This window comes from Herbiconiux aconitum (assembly GCF_024979235.1).
Lineage (GTDB): Bacteria > Actinomycetota > Actinomycetes > Actinomycetales > Microbacteriaceae > Herbiconiux > Herbiconiux aconitum.
This window is the reverse complement of record NZ_JANLCM010000001.1, coordinates 770,811-788,840: the sequence shown is the minus strand read 5'-3', so window position 1 is coordinate 788,840 and position 18,030 is coordinate 770,811. Positions and strand designations below refer to the sequence as shown.

Annotated in this window: 13 protein-coding genes; 12 read left to right on the top strand and 1 reads right to left on the bottom strand. The window is 68.8% G+C overall.

The genetic code is table 11. The features are described 5' to 3' along the window. Positions 1 to 19 precede the first annotated feature (19 nt). The 6 genes from N1027_RS03580 to yicI are packed head-to-tail and all read left to right on the top strand — an operon-like array spanning position 20 to position 9,436. The gene (locus N1027_RS03580) at positions 20 to 976 is read left to right on the top strand and encodes a carbohydrate ABC transporter permease (protein WP_308199773.1); all 957 of its coding nucleotides are present in this window, start codon (positions 20 to 22) and stop codon (positions 974 to 976) included. Beyond that, positions 973 to 1,854 (top strand): carbohydrate ABC transporter permease, encoded by an 882-nt coding sequence (locus N1027_RS03575; RefSeq protein WP_259505292.1) that lies wholly within the window; start codon positions 973 to 975, stop codon positions 1,852 to 1,854. The genes N1027_RS03580 and N1027_RS03575 overlap by 4 nt, the downstream gene beginning before the upstream one ends. Then, positions 1,851 to 3,869: a beta-galactosidase gene (locus N1027_RS03570; protein WP_259505290.1), complete on the top strand. Its 2,019-nt coding sequence runs from the start codon at positions 1,851 to 1,853 to the stop codon at positions 3,867 to 3,869. The genes N1027_RS03575 and N1027_RS03570 overlap by 4 nt, the downstream gene beginning before the upstream one ends. Next, positions 3,866 to 5,035: an ROK family transcriptional regulator gene (locus N1027_RS03565; protein ID WP_259505288.1), complete on the top strand. Its 1,170-nt coding sequence runs from the start codon at positions 3,866 to 3,868 to the stop codon at positions 5,033 to 5,035. Before N1027_RS03570 ends, N1027_RS03565 begins: the two co-directional genes overlap by 4 nt. A gap of 43 nt (positions 5,036 to 5,078) precedes the next feature. Further along, positions 5,079 to 7,118, top strand: coding sequence for a beta-galactosidase (locus N1027_RS03560; RefSeq protein WP_259505286.1), 2,040 nt, complete (start codon positions 5,079 to 5,081; stop codon positions 7,116 to 7,118). Beyond that, positions 7,118 to 9,436 carry an alpha-xylosidase gene (gene yicI, locus N1027_RS03555; RefSeq protein WP_259505284.1) on the top strand — a complete coding sequence of 773 codons (2,319 nt, stop codon included), beginning with the start codon at positions 7,118 to 7,120 and terminating at the stop codon, positions 9,434 to 9,436. The genes N1027_RS03560 and yicI overlap by 1 nt, the downstream gene beginning before the upstream one ends. A 33-nt stretch (positions 9,437 to 9,469) precedes the next feature. Here yicI and N1027_RS03550 read toward each other — a convergent pair whose 3' ends face one another. After that, positions 9,470 to 10,477, bottom strand: coding sequence for a LacI family DNA-binding transcriptional regulator (locus N1027_RS03550; RefSeq protein ID WP_259505282.1), 1,008 nt, complete (start codon positions 10,475 to 10,477; stop codon positions 9,470 to 9,472). Between the two features lie 170 nt (positions 10,478 to 10,647). Here N1027_RS03550 and N1027_RS03545 point away from each other — a divergent pair, with 170 nt between their 5' ends. From N1027_RS03545 to N1027_RS03520, 6 genes are read left to right on the top strand one after another with little or no spacing between them, the layout of a single operon-like run. Further along, a complete protein-coding gene (locus N1027_RS03545) occupies positions 10,648 to 11,937 on the top strand; it encodes an ABC transporter substrate-binding protein (RefSeq protein WP_259505280.1) in 1,290 nt (429 codons plus the stop codon). Between the two features lie 10 nt (positions 11,938 to 11,947). Beyond that, on the top strand, positions 11,948 to 12,979 hold the full coding sequence (locus N1027_RS03540; protein WP_259505279.1) for a carbohydrate ABC transporter permease: 1,032 nt from the start codon (positions 11,948 to 11,950) through the stop codon (positions 12,977 to 12,979). Then, positions 12,976 to 13,887 (top strand): carbohydrate ABC transporter permease, encoded by a 912-nt coding sequence (locus N1027_RS03535; protein ID WP_372499664.1) that lies wholly within the window; start codon positions 12,976 to 12,978, stop codon positions 13,885 to 13,887. The genes N1027_RS03540 and N1027_RS03535 overlap by 4 nt, the downstream gene beginning before the upstream one ends. Positions 13,888 to 13,918: 31 nt before the next feature. Then, positions 13,919 to 16,261 (top strand): beta-xylosidase/alpha-l-arabinosidase, encoded by a 2,343-nt coding sequence (locus N1027_RS03530; RefSeq protein WP_259505277.1) that lies wholly within the window; start codon positions 13,919 to 13,921, stop codon positions 16,259 to 16,261. Continuing rightward, a complete protein-coding gene (locus tag N1027_RS03525; protein WP_259505276.1) occupies positions 16,258 to 16,956 on the top strand; it encodes a ThuA domain-containing protein in 699 nt (232 codons plus the stop codon). The genes N1027_RS03530 and N1027_RS03525 overlap by 4 nt, the downstream gene beginning before the upstream one ends. Then, positions 16,935 to 18,029, top strand: coding sequence for a Gfo/Idh/MocA family protein (locus N1027_RS03520; protein ID WP_259505274.1), 1,095 nt, complete (start codon positions 16,935 to 16,937; stop codon positions 18,027 to 18,029). The genes N1027_RS03525 and N1027_RS03520 overlap by 22 nt, the downstream gene beginning before the upstream one ends. The last annotated feature ends 1 nt before the right edge of the window (position 18,030 follow it).

The following is an 18,030-nucleotide window of genomic DNA, read 5'->3' as shown; positions in this document are numbered from 1 at the left end:
TCAGAAAGGACACGTCGACGTGATCGAAACAATCACTGCTCCGGTCGCCGCGCGGGCGGTGACGACGCCCAAGCGGCGCCGTCGCCGGCCGAGCCTCGCGCCCTACTTCCTCAGTGCGCCGGCGATCGTGCTGTACATCGCCTTCACGGTGATCCCCGTGGTCTACACCCTCGGGATCAGCTTCTTCGCCGAGCGGCTCACCGGAGGCGGCACCCTCGGCATCCGCGAGACGACCTTCGTCTGGTTCGAGAACTACCTCGACGTGGTCTCCGACTCCCAGCTGATCGCCGGGCTCGGCCGGATGGCCATCTACGGCATCATCGCGGTGCCGATCATGCTGGGGCTCGCCCTGCTGTTCGCGCTGCTCCTGGACTCGCCGGGTGTGCGGCTCCAGCGCTTCGGCCGAACCGCCATCTTCGTGCCCTACGCCGTGCCCGGCGTCGTGGCCGCACTGATGTGGGGGTTCATGTACCTGCCGAGCACGAGCCCGTTCTCGTACGTCACCGAGCAGCTGGGCCTCGGCGCGATTCCGTTCCTCGAGCCCCAGGGAATCTACGGTGCGCTCGCGAACATCTCCATCTGGGGAGGGGTGGGCTTCAACATGCTCGTCATCTACACCGCCCTCCGCAGCATCCCGCGCGAACTCATCGAGGCCGCCCGTCTCGACGGGGCCGGCGAGGTGCAGATCGCCCTGCGCGTCAAGGTGCCGCTGGTTCGCCCCGCGCTGGTGCTCACGGCCATCTTCGCGTTGCTCGGTGCGCTGCAGCTCTACGGCGAGCCACTCGTGCTGAAGCCGCTCACCGACACCATCACGAGCACCTGGGCGCCCCTGATGAGCATCTACCAGGATGCCTTCGCGCTCGACAACCTGCCGGTCGCGGCCGCGGCATCCGTCGTGCTCGCCATCGGAACGGCGGCCATCTCGGTCGCGGTGCTGCTGACCGTGCGCTGGACGACCCGACGGGGGATGCGATGACTGCCACCGTATCTCGCCCCTTCGCCCCGGTGCGTCGGGCCTCGACGCAGAATCGGGCCCGGTGGGTTCCGACAATCATCCTCGTGGTCGGCGCGATCTACGCGCTGATCCCGGTGGCCTGGGTTTTCGTGGCGTCGTCAAAGGCACCCGGCGAACTGTTCAGTTCCTTCACCTTCGCCCCCGGCACCGGCCTCTGGGACAACCTCGTGGCGCTGTTCAGCTACAGCGACGGCGCCTACCTGATGTGGGCCGGCAACTCGCTGCTGTATGCCGGAGTGGGCGGCGTGCTGTCGACCTTGGTGTCGGCCGCGGCCGGCTACGCGCTGGCGAAGTTCGACTTCGTCGGCGGGCGCATCTTCTTCGTGGCGCTGCTGGTGGGTCTCCTCATCCCGGGGATCACGCTGGCGGTGCCGCAATATCTGCTGCTGTCGGATCTCCACCTGGCGGGAACCCAGCTGTCGGTGCTGCTGCCGTCGATCATCAGCCCCTTCGGCATCTACCTCTGCAAGGTGTACGCCCAGGGTGCGATCCCGGGCGAGATGCTCGAGGCCGCGCGCATCGACGGAGCGAGCGAGTTCCGCATCTTCCGCGGCGTCGTGCTCCCTCTTATGTTCCCGGGCATGGTGACGGTGTTCCTGCTGCAGTTCGTCGGCATCTGGAACAACTTCCTGCTCCCCTACATCATGCTCTCGAGCACGAACACCTTCCCGCTGACGGTCGGACTGAACTCACTGCTCGATCGCGGTTCGGGATCGCCCGCACTGTATTCCCTCGCGATCATCGGCGCCGCCGTCGCGATTCTGCCCCTGATCGCCCTGGTGTTGTTCCTGCAACGCTTCTGGCGACTGGATCTCATAGCTGGAGGAGTAAAAGGATGACCTGGTCCCACCGTGACGGCCGCTGGCCGACCGATGGCCTGAGCTACGGAGCCGACTACAACCCGGAGCAGTGGTCTCCCGACGTCTGGCGCGACGACGTGAGACTGATGCGGGAGGCCGGCGTGAACCTGGTGTCGCTCGGCATCTTCTCCTGGGGACTCGTGGAGATCGCCGATGGCGAGTTCGACTGGGACTGGATGGACGAGATCGTCGACCTGCTCGGCGAGAACGGCATCGCGATCGACCTCGCCACACCGACGGCGGCGCCTCCGGGATGGCTGCTGTTCGAGCATCCGGAGTTCCGGCCGGTCGACCACGACATGCAGCCGCACTGGCCCGGCGCGCGGCTCGGCTGGTGCCCCAGCAACCTGGTGTTCCGGAGCTATGCGACGCGGATCGCCCGCGCGGTGGCCGAGCGCTACGGCGAGCGCGACCACGTGGTGATGTGGCACGTCGGCAATGAGTTCGGCGGCGGCAACGCCCGCTGTTACTGCGATGTCTCCGCGGCCGCATTCCGGCGCTGGCTCCGCGACAAGTACGGCTCGCTCGAGGCGCTCAACGATGCCTGGGGTAGCGCCTTCTGGGGCCACAGCTACCGCGACTTCGAGCACATCCTTCCCCCACGGGGAGACGACTCGAAGAACCCGTCGCTGGTGCTCGATTTCGACCGGTTCTCCTCCGACGAACTGCTGCAGCACTACCTGGCCGAACGCGCCGTGCTGAAGGAGATCACGCCCGAGCTGCCGGTGACCACCAACTTCATGGTGGGCGCCGAGGCCGACGTCGTCGACTACGCCCGCTGGGCGCCGCACATGGACGTCGTCGCGAACGACCATTACACGAGGTCGCCCGACCCGCTGCCCCAGCAGGACGTCGCCTTCTCCGGCGACCGGATGCGCCCCATGACGACCGAGCGCCGCCCGTGGCTGCTCCTGGAGCACTCCACGAGTGGAGTCAACTGGCAGCTCCGCAACCGGGCCAAAGACCCCGGCGAGTTGATCCGGAACAGCCTCAGTCACATCGCCCACGGAGCCGACGGCGTTCTGTTCTTCCAGTGGCGCGCATCACGCGGCGGTGCCGAGCAGTTCCACTCGGCAATGGTGCCGCACGCGGGCGAAGACACCCGGGTCTTCCGTGAGGTGTGCGCTCTCGGTGGGCACCTCCGTGCGCTGGCACCCGTTCAGGGAAGCCGCGCTCCTCAGGCTCGCGTGGGCATCCTCTTCGACGACGAGGCCGGCTGGGCCCTGGCGAAGGGGGTCAAACCCAATAACGCCATCGCCTACGGCAGGATCGTGCGGGATTGGCATCGGGCGTTCTGGCGACGCAACCTCAGCATCGACGTGCTGCCCCCCTGGAACGACTTCTCGGGCTACGAAGTGCTGGTGCTTCCGGCCCTCTTCCTGGTCGACGACGACACGGCGCGCCGGGTGACCGAGTTCGCCGACGCCGGCGGCACGGTGATCGTGGGCATGGCGTCAGGCATCGTCGATGCGAACAACCAGGTGCGCCTCGGCGGCTACCCGGGAGCGTTCCGGGCCCTTCTCGGCGCGTGGAGCGAGGAGATCCTGCCGCTGCAGCAGGGCGACCGGTTCCGGCTCGACAACGGCTGGACCGGAACCGAGTGGACCGAGCACGTTCGCATCGACGACGCCGAGGTGCTCGCGCAGTATTCCGGAGGACCGCTCGACGGACTCCCCGCGGTGACGTCTCGCACCGTCGGCGACGGCGGACGTGCGCTGTACGTGTCGGCCGCCCTCGACGCCGATTCCATCGACGCCTTGGTGGAGACCCTGGCGGCGACCGGGTGGTCGTCGCCCGTGGCCGAAGGTGTGGAGACCTTGGAGCGCGAGAGCGCCCATGAGCGCTTCACCTTCTTCATCAACCACGGCACTGCCGACGTGAGCGTGCCGGCGACCGGCGAGGAATTGCTCACCGGTCAGGCGGTCGACGGATCTCTCGAGCTGCTCGCCGGAGAGGTGCGGGTCGTTCGTTCGCCACTCGCCCTCCGACCATGACGGAGGCGATCACCGAGGCGGCCGATCGGTGGAGCTGGCCGGAGCTGCACGACGGCCAGCGCGCGGTGCTGCGGGAGGTGGTGGTGCACGGCTCGCGGTCGCGCGCCGACCTCGCCCGGCGCACCGGATTCTCGCGAACCAGTCTCTCCCGGTTGACCCGCGACCTCGTGGAGCTGCAGTTCATCGTGGAGGGCGAGATCAAACCGAGGAGCGGTCGCGGCCGCCCCTCGGAGATGCTCGATCTGCGTCCGGAATCGGCGCATTTCGCCGGTGTCAAGCTCACCGGCGAGGCGTTGTATGCCGTGGTCACCGATCTGCACGCCGTCGTCGTCGAGCGGGTGGAACACCCGTTGCCGGCGTCGAAGGCGGCCGCCGACGTGGTGGAGCTGATCGGGCGTGTGGTCGCCGACTTCCGCACCCGTCACCGGCGGCTCGCCTCGCTGGGCGTCTGCCTCGCCGGAGACGTGGAGGAGATGAACGGCCGGGCCGAAGTCATCGACTCCCCGTTCCTCGGGTGGGATCGCGTGCCGCTTCAGGGCATGGTGGAGAAGGTCAGCGGGTTGCCGACCGTCATCTCCAACGACGTGCAAGCGCTCACGGTCGCGCACCACTGGTTCGGCGCGGGGGTCGGCCACAGCTCGCTGGCGGTCGTCTCCTTCGGTGCGGGCATCGGCGCCGGTCTGGTCGTTCGGGACGAACTGGTCTGGGGAGCCCGAGGGCACACCGGCAAGGTGGGCCATCTGCTCGTGTCGAACGGCGAGACGGCGCCGGTGTGCGACCACGGTCATCGCGGCTGCGTCTCGGCGTGGGTGACCGTGCCCGCCGTGATCGCCAACGCCGGCGCGGCCGACCTCGAGGATGCGCTCCGCCGCGCCGAAGAGGGAGATCCGCGGGCCGTGGCCGCGGTCGAGGGCGGCGCCCGGGCGCTCGGGGCAGCGGTGGCCTACCTCGTCGACCTCATCGACCCGCAGAAGGTCATCGTGACCGGCGAGGGGCTGCCGATGGCTCGCCTGGCCGAAGCCGCGTTCCACCAGGGGGTCGAGGAGCACCTCGATCCCTCGTCGGAGCTCGGCCTGCTCGATTTCTGGGACTTCGATTTCGCCGACTACGCCTGGGCGGCCTCGATCTCCGCCATCCGCCGCGTGGTGCAGAGGGAGACCACCTGATGCCCACTCACTTCTCATCCGAACTCTGGGAGCACTTCACCGCATGACCGATCTCATCTCGCATGCCGCCGATCTGCGCGGCCCGACCTCTTTCCCTCCGATCGCCGACGGCTTCGCGTTCGGCGGCGACTACAACCCCGAACAATGGCCGGAGTCGGTCTGGGCCGACGACGTGGAGTTGATGCGCCGCGCCGGTGTCACGACCGCGACCGTGGGCGTGTTCTCCTGGGGCCTTCTCGAACGCGCCGACGGCGTCTTCGAGTGGGGCTGGCTCGACCGGGTGCTCGACCTGCTGCACGAGAACGGTATCGGAGTCGCCCTGGCCACCCCCACGGCCGCACCTCCGATGTGGCTGATGAAGGCGCATCCGGAGATCGCAACCGTCGACGAGAACGGCGTGCGCACGGCGTCGGGAGGGCGCCTGGCGTGGTCGCCGAGTTCTGCCGTGTTCCGGCGCTACGCGCTGCGGATGGTGCGAGCGCTCGCCGAGCGCTACGCCGACCACCCGGCGCTGAAACTCTGGCACGTGAGCAACGAGCTCGGCAACGAGAACGCGGCGTGTTACAGCGACGAGACCGAAGCGGCCTGGCAGCACTGGCTCGCCGAGAAGTATTCGGGCATCGAGCTCGTGAACGAGGCCTGGGGAACCGCCTTCTGGGGCCATCGCTACGGAGCCTTCGATGAGGTCCAGGTGCCCCGGTTCGCCCGCACCAAGCACAACCCGGGCCTTCTGCTCGACTTCTCGCGGTTCTCCTCCGATGCGCTCCTCGCGCATTTCCAGGCCGAGCGGGCCGTGCTGCGAGAGGTGACGCCGACGATTCCGATCACCACCAACTTCATGGTGATGGGGGAGCCCGGCGCCGACGACTACTCGCGATGGGCGCGCGAGGTCGACATCGTGGCCAACGACCACTACCTGCGTCGAGACGACCCGCATCCGGCCGGCGACCTCGCGTTCAGCGCCGACCGCGTGCGCGGCATGGCCGGCGGCGCCCCGTGGCTGCTGATGGAGCATTCCACCGGTGCCGTCAACTGGCAGGGCATCAACCTGGCTAAGACCCCCGGGCAGCTCGCTCGCAACAGCCTCGCCCACATCATGCGGGGGGCGGATGGCGCCTTGTATTTCCAGTGGCGCCAATCCAGCGCGGGTGCCGAGCAGTACCACTCGGGGATGCTGCCGCATGCGGGAGCGGACACGAGGATCTTCCGCGAGGTCACCGAGTTCGGCGCCCTGTTGAAGCGCATCGCGCCGGCTGCCGGAACGACGGTGCAGAAGGCACGGGTCGCGATCCTCTTCGACGATCAGTCCGCCTGGTCGTTGCGGGCGACGCGCGGGCCGAGCGACCGGCTGCACGCCGTCGACCTGCCCAAGGACTTTCACCGCGCCTTCACCGCGCGAGGCATCGCCGTCGACGTGCTGCCGTCGAGCGCTCCACTCGACGGCTACGACGTGGTGCTCGCTCCCACCCTTCCGCTCGCCGACGATTCCGTCGCGCGAGCGCTGGCCGACGCGGCCGAACGCGGCGCCCACGTGCAGGTGGGCTTCCACTCGGGCGTGTTCGACCAGAGCGGTCGCGTGCTGACGGGAGGGTACCCGGGCCGATTCCGCGAGCTGCTCGGCGTGCGGGTCACCGAGGTGCTTCCGCTGCTGCCGGAGCAGAGCGTCGCCACGGATGCCGGATGGCGCGGCGAGCTGTGGACCGAGGATCTCGAGACGCCGGATGCCGACGTCGTCGCCCGCTACAGCGAGGGCGTGCTCGCCGGAGTTCCGGTGCTGACCCGCCGACCCGTCGGCGCCGGATCGGCGAGCTACCTCGCGACCCGGCCCGATGAGCCGGGCATGGGCGCCATCGTCGACGGACTCGTCGCCCTCGCGGCGCTGCAGCCGATCGCCCCGATCGAGCCCGGGCTCGACGTGACGCGACGCATCGGCGACACGGGGAGCTTCCTGTTCGCGATCAACCACGACCTCGAGAATCCGCGCACTGTCGGCGCATCGGGCGTCGATCTCGTCAGCGGCCGACCGGCCGACGGCGCTTTCACCGTGGCGCCGGGGGGCGTCGCCGTCATCCGGGAGGGCTGATGAAATTCACCGACGGATTCTGGCAATTGCGGCCGGGCGTCTCGGCGCTCTACGCCCAGGAGGCCCACGACATCGTCGTGAGCGAGGGGGCTCTCACGGTGACGGCGCCGACGAAGGTGATCGAGCGTCGCGGCGACGTGTTGAACCGGCCCGTGCTGATGGTCTCGCTGAGCTCGCCGCTCGAGGGTGTCGTTCGCGTTCGGATCGAGCACCACCGGAGCGGCGCCGTGCGTGACGGGTTCGACCTCGTGGGCGCGGAATCCGGAGTCGGTGACGCCGTCATCGACGAGAACGGAGACGGCCTGCTCACGACCGGCGAGCTCAGCGCGCGGGTGACCTCCGACGGCGGATGGCAGGTCGAGTTCTGCCACGGCGACCGGGTGCTCACCGCATCGGGTGCGAAGTCGGTGGGCTACCTGCGATTGGCGCCGGATGCGGAGGTCGATCCCGGGATCGTGGCGAACGCGCGCACCGGCTCGCCCGCTCCCGACGACGACGCCTACGTGCAGGAGCAGCTCGATCTCGGGGTGGGCGAGCTCATCTACGGGCTCGGTGAGCGCTTCGGACCTCTGGTGAAGAACGGCCAGTCCGTCGAGGTGTGGAACGCCGACGGGGGCACGTCGAGCGAACAGGCCTACAAGAACGTTCCGTTCTACCTCAGCAGCCGCGGATATGGCGTGCTGGTGAACTCGTCGCGGCACGTGTCGTTCGAAGTGGGTTCCGAAGCGGTGGAGCGGGTGCAGTTCTCGGTGGGCGGCGAAGCGCTGGAGTACCTGATCATCGACGGGCCGACTCCCGCCGAGGTGCTCGAACGCTACACCCGCCTGACCGGTCGCCCTCCGAAGGTGCCGGCCTGGTCGTACGGTCTGTGGCTCTCGACGAGTTTCACCACCGACTACGACGAGGCGACCGTGACGAGGTTCGTCGACGCGATGGCGCAGCGCGATCTGCCGCTCAGCGTCTTCCATTTCGACTGTTTCTGGATGCGCGAGTTCAACTGGTGCGACTTCGAGTGGGACCCGGCGGTCTTCCCCGATCCGGAGGGCATGCTCGACCGCCTCCATGCGAAAGACCTGCGGATCAGCGTCTGGATCAACCCCTACATCGCCCAGAGGTCGCCTCTGTTCGCCGAGGCGGCCGCCGCGGGTTATCTGCTCCGGCGACCCGACGGCCGGGTCTGGCAGTGGGATCTGTGGCAGGCCGGCATGGGCATCGTCGATTTCACGAACCCGGATGCGGTGACTTGGTTCCAGTCCCACCTGCGCCGACTCCTCGACCAGGGCGTTGACTGCTTCAAGACCGACTTCGGCGAGCGGATTCCGACCGATGTCATCTGGCACGACGGCTCCGACCCGGAGCGCATGCACAACTGGTACACGCAGCTCTACAACCAGGCCGTCTTCGACGTGCTCTCGGAGACCCGCGGAGAGGGCGACGCCGTGGTCTTCGCCCGCTCGGCGACGGTCGGCGGGCAACGGATGCCCGTGCACTGGGGCGGCGACTCCACCTCGACCTTCGCATCGATGGCCGAGACGCTTCGCGGCGGACTCTCGCTCGCGCTGAGCGGCTTCGGCTTCTGGAGCCATGACATCGGCGGATTCGAGGGCACGCCCGACGCCGGGGTCTACAAGCGCTGGACGGCCTTCGGATTGCTGTCGAGCCATTCCCGTTTCCACGGCAGCGGCTCCTACCGGGTGCCATGGGCCTTCGACGAGGAGGCGGTGGACGTCACCCGGCGATTCACGCATCTGAAGCTCCGCCTCATGCCCTATCTCTATGCGGCGGGACTGGAGGCGAGCGCCAGCGGTCTCCCCGTGATGCGCCCCCTGCAGCTGGCCTACCCCGACGATCCGGCGGTGGGTTACCTGGAACGCCAGTACCTGCTCGGCCCCGACCTGCTCGTTGCCCCGGTGCTCCAGGCCGACGGCGTGGTCGATTTCTACCTGCCCGCGGGCCGCTGGACCAGTCTGCTCGACGGCTCCGTGGTCGACGGGGGAGGCTGGCGTCGGGAACGGCACGGGTACGAGTCGCTCCCGCTGTACGTGCGCGAGGGTGCGACCCTCGCTCTGAGTGAGCGGATCGACCGCCCTGATCATCCCTATCTCGACGGACTGGTGCTCGAGGTGTATCCCGGCGCCGACGGCGAAAGCGGCCTCACGGTCACCGAACCGGAGGGCCGACAGGCCGACTTCCGCGTCGTGCGCGACGGCTCGACGATCCGCGTGGTCAGCGCTCTCGAGAGCGGCTGGAGCGTGCGCCTCCCCGGTGGGGCGCCGGTGGCGGCCCGGGCGGGCGAGGTGGTGCTCACCCGCGAGTGAGGAGGAGCGCTCGCCAGCCGACCGGTCGCCCGGTCAGCCCCCGGCGCGGGGCGGTGCCGTCGTCGCGCGCCGGATGAGACGGGTCGGCAGCCGGATGTGTGTCGAGTCGGGCGTCTCGCCGTTCATCAGCTCCACGAGCAGCCCGGCGGCCGCCGCTCCCATCGTCTGCATCGACTGACGGATGGTGGTGAGCGGCGGGGTGAGTCGAGCCGCCTCCGGCACGTCGTCGAACCCGATCACCGACAGATCTCCCGGAACTTCGAGCCCCAGTTCGGCGGCCGTCTGGATGATGGCGATCGCCGACAGGTCGTTGGCGGCGAAGACGGCGGTGGGGCGATTCGGCGACGAGAGCAAGGAGGCCGCCGTGCTCCGTGCGGTCTCGTGCTCGTAGAGCCCGACGCGCACGAGAGCGGGGTCGAAAGGGATGCGCGCCATCTCGAGTGCACGCCGGTAACCGGCATCCCGCAGCACCGACGAACGGAGGTCGGGGCGGCCGGCGACGAACGCGATGCGGGTGTGACCGAGTTCGATCAGGTAGTCGGTGGCCTGCAGGGCTCCGCCGAAGTTGTCGGACTCGACGGTGGGCAGGTCGGCGCGCCCGGTGTGCGGGTCGACGGCGACGATCGGCACCTCGGTGTTCACTCCGACCACGGTGGGGGTGACGATGATCGCGCCGTCGATGAGCGTGCCGCTGAGGCGGCTGAGCGACCGCTGCTCCCATCCGGCGCCCTCGTGCTGGCGGGAGGCGCTGTAGGCGAGGAGGTCGAGACGGGATTCGTGCAGCGCCGACGCGACGCCCTTGAGGATCTCGGCACTGAACGGCTCGAAATCGGCCACCAGCACGCCGATCACCCCGGTGCGCCGCGAGCGCATGCTGCTGGCGATGAGGCTCGACTCGTAGCCCAGTCGCTCGACCACCTCGAGCACACGGCGCGAGGTCTCGGTGGAGATGCCGTAGCGCCCGTTCACCGCCTTCGAGACCGTCGACACCGAGACGCCGGCCGCCGCGGCGACATCCTGGATGGTGGTTCGACGCGTCATGAACACACCCTATCCTCAGGATGGAAATTGTTTTCGAAAACGTTTGACACTTTTCCTTGCCCGGGCGAAACTTCTGTCACTGAGGGTGACGCACACCGCCCGAATGCACTTCACATCCCTGGCACCTCGACGACGATGGTGCCGCTCAACGAAGAGAACAGGTTGACACCATGAAGGCACGAAAGATCCTTGCCGGATCTGCGATCCTCGCACTGGGGGCGCTCGGTCTGAGCGCCTGCGGCGCCGGATCGGATTCCGGCAGCAGCGACGGAGCAGTGACGATGAGTCTCTGGCAGAACTCCACCACCGGCCCCGGCAAGGCGTTCTGGGACAAGACGGCAGCCGACTTCGAGGCCGCCAACCCGGGCGTGAAGATCGACGTGACGTCGGTTCAGAACGAGGACCTCGACGGCAAGCTGCAGACCGCGATGAACTCCGGCGACGGCCCCGACATCTTCCTCCAGCGCGGCGGCGGCAAGATGGCCGCGATGGTCGCAGCAGGCCAGCTCATGGACATCACCGACAAGATCTCCGCCGACGCGAAGACCCAGATCCCCGAGGGTTCGTTCAAGGCCGAGCAGCTCGACGGCAAGACCTACGCGATGCCGGTCGCCGTTCTGCCGGGCGGTCTCTTCTACAGCCAAGACCTCTTCACCGCTGCGGGCATCACCGAGACGCCGGCCACGATGTCCGACCTCGAAGACGCCGCCCAGAAGCTCAAGGCCTCGGGCGTGCAGGGCATCGCGCTCGGCGGCAAGGACGCCTGGCCCGCAGCCCACTGGTACTACTTCTTCGCGCTCCGCGAGTGCAGCCCCGACACCCTGGCCAAGGCGGCCGACGAGAAGAGCTTCGACGACGAGTGCTGGGTGAAGGCCGGAGAAGACCTCGAGGCCTTCGCCGCGACCAACCCCTTCAACGAGGGCTTCCTCACCACCTCGGCTCAGCAGGGCGCCGGCAGCTCGGCCGGCCTCATCGCCAACCACCAGGCCGGCATGGAGCTGATGGGTGCGTGGGACCCGGGAGTGATCGCTTCGCTCACCCCCGACACCAAGCCGCTGCCCGACCTCTCCTGGTTCCCCTTCCCCGAGATCGAGGGCGGCGAGGGTGAGCCCGGCTCGATCCTCGGCGGTGTCGACGGCTACTCGTGCGGCGCGGATGCTCCGCCGCAGTGCGTCGACTTCTTGAACTACATCGCCACCCCCGAGGTGCAGGAGGCGTACTACGTCGCCTTCAACGCACCGCCCGTCAACACCGAGGCGCAGAAGGCGGTCACCGAGCCCTACCTCCAGGAGATCCTGAAGGCCTACAACGCGGCGCCCTACGTCTCGCAGTGGCTCGACACGGTCTACGGCCTGAACGTGGGCAACGCGCTGAACGTCGGCGTGGTCGACCTGCTGGCGGGCAAGAGCTCGCCCGAGCAGCTGGTGCAGACCGTCAACGACGCGGCCAAGAAGGCATAGGAAACCCGACATGCAGGTTCGCGAGACGACGGTGACCGAGCCCGACTCGGCGGCGGATCTCGAGACGACCGGGGGCGGTGGCACCACGCCGCCGCCCCCGGCGCCTGTCCGAAAGCAGCCGCGCAAGCGGATCAGCTGGACGACGCGGCTCGAGATCGCACTGCTGGCCGGGCCGGCGTTGGTGATCTTCGTCGCCTTCGTGATCTTCCCGGTCGTGGTGGCCGGCTACTACGGCTTCTTCAGCTGGCAGGGCTACGGTCCGGCCGTCGACTTCGTCGGACTGCGCAACTACATCACCATCCTGCAAGACCCGTCGTTCCACGCGGCCCTCCTGCACAACGGCATGATCGCCGTGCTCTCGCTGGTGTTCCAGGGCCCGGTGGCCATCCTGCTCGCCCTGCTGCTGAACCGGCGTCTGCGTGGCCAGTCGATCATCCGGGTGCTCATCTTCGTGCCCTACGTGATCTCCGAAGTCGTGGTGGGCACCGGCTGGAGCCTCATGCTCCAGACCAACGGAGCACTGAACGGCCTGCTCGAGAACATCGGTCTCGGCGGTCTCGCTCAGGACTGGCTGGCCAACCCCGATCTCGCGATCTGGACCCTGATGGGCATCATCACGTGGAAGTACGTGGGCTTCGCGGTCATCCTCTTCCTCGCGGGCCTGCAGGGCATCCCCGAAGAACTGACCGAAGCCGCATCGATCGACGGCGCGTCGTTCTGGCAGATCCAGCGGAGCATCGTTCTGCCGCTGCTCGGCCCGACCCTGCGCATCTGGGCCTTCCTCTCCATCATCGGATCGCTGCAGCTGTTCGACCTCGTCTACATCATCTGGGGTCAGTACGTCTCGTCGACGGCCGGCACCTCCACCATGGTCACCTACATGGTCACCAACGGCCGCAACGCCGGCAGCTACGGCTACGGCAGTGCCGTCGCGGTCGTGCTCTTCGTCATCTCACTCGTCGTCGCCTTGGTCTACCAGCGGTTCGTGCTCCGTCGCGACACCGAAGGCGCTCTCACCGGAAAGGGAGGCAAGCGCGGATGACCGCCACCATCGCCTCGACCCCCGCCGGCCGCACGACCGCCGCGGCACCCCGCCCCACCCGCCGACGCCGCCGTCCAAGCGGCAAAGCTCCGATGCAGGGCGGCAACACCCTGGTCTACTTCGTCGCTCTCGTCGTCATCGCCCTGATGCTGGCGCCCGTCGCCTACATCATCTTCGGCGGTTTCCGCACGAACTCGCAGATCACCGTCGACCCCGCCGGACTGCCGAACCCCTGGAACGTGCAGAACTACATCGACGTGCTCACCGGCGGCCTGTTCTGGAACCAGGTGCTGAACTCCACCATCGCGGCCGTCGTCACCACCTTCGGCGTGGTGGTGCTGGGCCTCATGACCAGCTACGTGATCGCCCGCTACCAGTTCCGCGGTCGGGGCCTCATGTACTCCGTGTTCGCGGCCGGACTGATGTTCCCCATGACGGTCGCGATCACGCCGCTCTACATCGTGGTGAAGAACATCGGCCTCATGAACTCCCTCGGCGGCGTCATCCTGCCGCAGATCGCGTTCGCCCTGCCCACGACGATCATCATCCTCGTGCCCTTCCTCCGCGCCATCCCCCGAGAGATCGAGGAGGCTGCTTTCATCGACGGATGCAGCCGGCTCGGCTTCTTCTGGCGCATGGTGGTGCGGCTGGCGATGCCGGGCGTGATCACGGTGGGCATCCTCGCGTTCATCGCGAGCTGGAACAGCTACCTGCTGCCGTTGTTCATCCTCAACAACGAGGCGACCTTCACCCTGCCGCTCGGCGTGCAGTCCTTCTCGTCGCAATACTCCGTCGACACCGCGAAGGTGCTCGCCTTCACCTCGCTGTCGATGATCCCCGCCCTGGTGTTCTTCAGCCTGTTCGAGCGCCGCATCGTCGGCGGCCTGACCGGCGCCGTCAAGGGCTGACCCGCAGTCTTTCGCAGAAAGTGGAAATCACATGACCGTTCCGCACTTCCCCGACGTCTCCGATCGGGTTCATCGGCTTCATGGCCGCATGACGCTCGAGGAGAAGTTGGCGCAGATCGTCGGCTACTGGGTCGATCAGGGCGGTGAGGTCGTGGCGCCGCTGGCGGGGGAGATGTCGACCTCCACCGGGTATGCCGATGCGACGACGGATGGCATCGGGCACCTCACGCGGGTGTACGGCACCCGGCCGGTCGATCCGGTCGAACGGGCCGGCTGGCTCTGGGCCGAGCAACGACGGCTGAAGGAATCGACCCGCCTCGGCATCCCCGCCCTCGTGCACGAGGAATGCCTCACCGGTCTCGCCGCCTGGAAGGCCGCCACCTTCCCGACGCCTCTGGCCTGGGGCGCGGCTTTCGACCCCGAGCTGGTGGCCGAGATGGGCCGGTTGATCGGCGAATCGATGCGGCAGCTCGGCATCCACCAGGGCCTGGCCCCGGTGCTCGACGTCGTGCGCGATCCGCGCTGGGGCCGGGTCGACGAGTGCATCTCCGAAGACCCCTACGTGGTGGGCACCATCGGCACCGCCTACGTGCGGGGGCTGCAGAGCGCCGGCGTGCATGCCACGCTGAAGCACTTCATCGGCTACTCCGCCTCGCAGGCGGGGCGCAACCACGCTCCCACCCATCTGGGTCGCCGTGAACTCAACGACGTGCTGCTGCCACCGTTCGAGATGGCGGTTCTCGACGGCGGGGCGCGGTCGGTGATGAACTCCTACGCCGAGATCGACGGCGCACCCGTGGCGGCGACCCCCGAATACCTCACCGGCATCCTTCGCGAGCTCTGGGGCTTCGACGGCGTCGTGGTCTCCGACTACTTCGCGGTGGCGTTCCTGCAACTGATGCACGCTGTGGCGGCGGATGGCGGCGAAGCGGCCGAACTCGCCCTGGCGGCGGGAATCGACGTCGAGCTGCCGACCGGCGACGCCTTTCTGCAGCCGCTGGCCGACCGCATCCGCTCCGGCAAGGCCGACGAGGCGCTCGTCGACCGGGCCGTGCTGCGCGTGCTGGCGCAGAAAGAGGAGCTCGGGCTCCTGGATGCGAGCTTCGACGACGCCCCCACCGAGATCGACCTCGACTCGCCCGCGCACCGCGCCGTCGCGCGCCGGCTCGCCGAGGAGTCGATCGTGCTGCTGACCAACGACGGGGTGCTGCCGCTCGCGTCGGGCGATCGGCCGGCGCCCGCATCCGTCGCCGTCATCGGACCGAACGCCGACTCCGCCGAGGCACTGATGGGCTGCTACTCCTTCGTGAACCATGTGCTCGCGCACCATCCGGGCGTGCCGATCGGCTTCGACATCCCCACCGTTCTCGACGCCCTGCGAGCCCAGTTGCCGCAGACCGCCATCCACTCCGCGGAGGGTGCCGCGGCAGAGGGCGACGACCGTTCGCACTTCGCGGCGGCGGTGGATGCCGCCAAGCACGCCGAGGTCGCCGTGCTCGTCGTCGGCGACCGGGCAGGCCTCTTCGGGCGCGGCACGGTCGGCGAGGGCAACGACGTCGAGAGCCTCGAGCTGCCCGGCGTGCAGCGCGAGCTCGTCGAGGCCGTGATCGCGACCGGCACACCGGTGGTGCTCATCGTCTGCTCCGGCCGCCCCTACGCGATCGACTGGGCGGTGACCGGGCCGAACCGCCCGGCAGCCGTGCTTCAGGCCTTCTTCCCGGGTGAGGAGGGCGGCAACGCCCTCGCCGGAGTGCTGACCGGCAGCGTGGTGCCCTCGGGTCATCTCCCGGTCTCGCTGCCGCGCTCGGCCGGCGCCCAGCCCTACTCCTACCTGCACCCGATCCTCGGCGGCCCCTCCGAGGTGACGAGCGCCGACAGCACACCGGTGCTGCCGTTCGGGCACGGCCTGAGCTACACCACCTTCGAGCGCACCGAACTCGTGGCCGATTCCTCGGTGGTCGCGGGGGGCACGTTCAGCGCAACGGTGCGCATCCGGAACAGCGGCGAGCGCGATGCCACCGATCTCGTGCAGCTCTACGCCCGCGACCTGCAGGCGAGCGTCACGCGCCCGGTCGCCCAGCTTCTCGCCTACCAGCGAGTCTCGCTGCCGGCGGGCGCGGAGGTGGTCGTGCACTTCGACATCCCCACCACCCGACTCGCCTTCACAGGTCTGGAGTACGAGCGCATCGTCGAGCCCGGCGAGGTCGAGCTGTGGGTCGGGCCGTCGGTGGCCGAACGCGACACCTCCGCGAGCATCGAGATTCTCGGTCCGGTGCATACCGTCACCCTCTCCGACGAGCGGATGAGCCGGGTCGCCATCGAGGGAGCGCTTGCTCCCGAGGGGTCACCGCAGCCGGCGGGGGTGCTCGGATGACGCGGGCTGCACTCGTGGTGCGCGGCGGCTGGGAGGGACATCAGCCCGTCGAAGCGACGTCGCTGTTCGTCCCCTTCCTCGAGCGCGAAGGCTTCACGGTGCGCATCGAGGAGTCGCCCGAGGTCTACGCCGACGCCTCGATCATGGCGGGGCTCGACCTCATCGTGCAGAGCGTCACGATGTCGCAGATCACCGCCGGCGCGCTCGCCGGACTCCGCGAGGCGGTCGCCGGCGGTGTCGGGCTGGCCGGCTGGCACGGTGGGATCGCCGACTCGTTCCGGAACGAGTCCGACTACCTGCAGCTCGTCGGCGGTCAGTTCGCCACCCACCCCGGCAAGGCGCCCGACGAACGCGTCGGCGAGGCGAGCGACAACTTCCTGGCGCACACGATCGAGCTCACCCCGGCCGGGCGCGAGCATCCGATCACCGCGGGAATCGACGACTTCGAGCTGGAGACCGAGCAGTACTGGGTGCTGCACGACGACCTGATCGACGTGCTCGCCACCACCACGCATCCGGTGCGGCCCTGGCATCCGTGGCACCGCCCGATCGTGTCGCCGGCCGTCTGGACGAGGCAGTGGGGCCAGGGGCGCATCTTCGTGGCCAGCCCCGGGCACGACGTGGGAGTGCTGCAGAACGAGAACGTCCGCACCATCATCGAGAGGGGGATGCTGTGGGCAAGTCGCATGGCATAGGCATCGTAGGGCTCGGGGTCATCTCGCGCGCCTATCTGGAAACACTGGTGAAGCATCCGCGGCTGACGCTGGTGGCTGTCGCCGACCTCGACCCGGAGCGGGCACGGGCGACCGCCGAGAACACGGGAGCGAGCGCGCTCGGCGTCGACGAGATGCTGCGGCATCCCGACGTCGACACGGTGCTCAACCTCACCATCCCCGCCGCGCACGCCGAGGTGGCGCTCGCCGCGATCGGGCAGGGCAAAGACGTCTACGGCGAGAAACCGCTCGCCACGACCCTCGCCGACGGCCGCTCGATCCTCGCGGCGGCCACCGCGGCCGGCGTGCGCGTCGGCAGCGCGCCCGACACCGTCCTCGGCACCGGCACGCAGACCGCTCGCGCCGCGGTCGACTCGGGAGCCATCGGCCGACCGGTCTCGGCCACCGCGACCTGGTTCGCCCCGGGTCACGAGGCGTGGCATCCGAACCCCGACTTCTACTACGCCCCGGGCGGCGGACCCCTCCTCGACATGGGGCCCTACTACATCACCTCGCTGGTGCAGATCCTCGGACCGGTGGTCTCGGCCACCGGCGCCTCCAGCCGGCTGCGACCCCGTCGGGTGATCGCGACCGGCCCGCGCGTCGGCGAGGAGATCCCGGTCACCGTCGACACGCACGTCACCGGCATCCTGGAACACGCGAGCGGCGCCCTCTCGACGGTGACGATGAGCTTCGACGGCGTGCGCACCGAGGCGAATCCGATCGAGATCCATGGCGAGAGCGGATCGCTCTCGGTGCCCGATCCGAACATGTTCGACGGCGAGGTGCGGCTGTTCGGGATCGGTGACGAGAGCTGGACCGTGCTGCCCCCGAGCGCGGGGTTCGTCGACGGAAGCCGCGGCGCGGGCCTCATCGACTTCGCGCTGGGCGACCGCGATGCGCCCCTGGCCAGCGGCGCCCTCGGCCTGCACGTGCTCGAGGTGATGACCGCGATCCTCGATTCCGCGCAGTCGGGCCGGCGCATCACGGTGGAGTCGCAGGTCGAGCGCCCGCCGCTCGTGCCGCTGACGCCGTCGTCGCAGTGGCTGTCCTGAA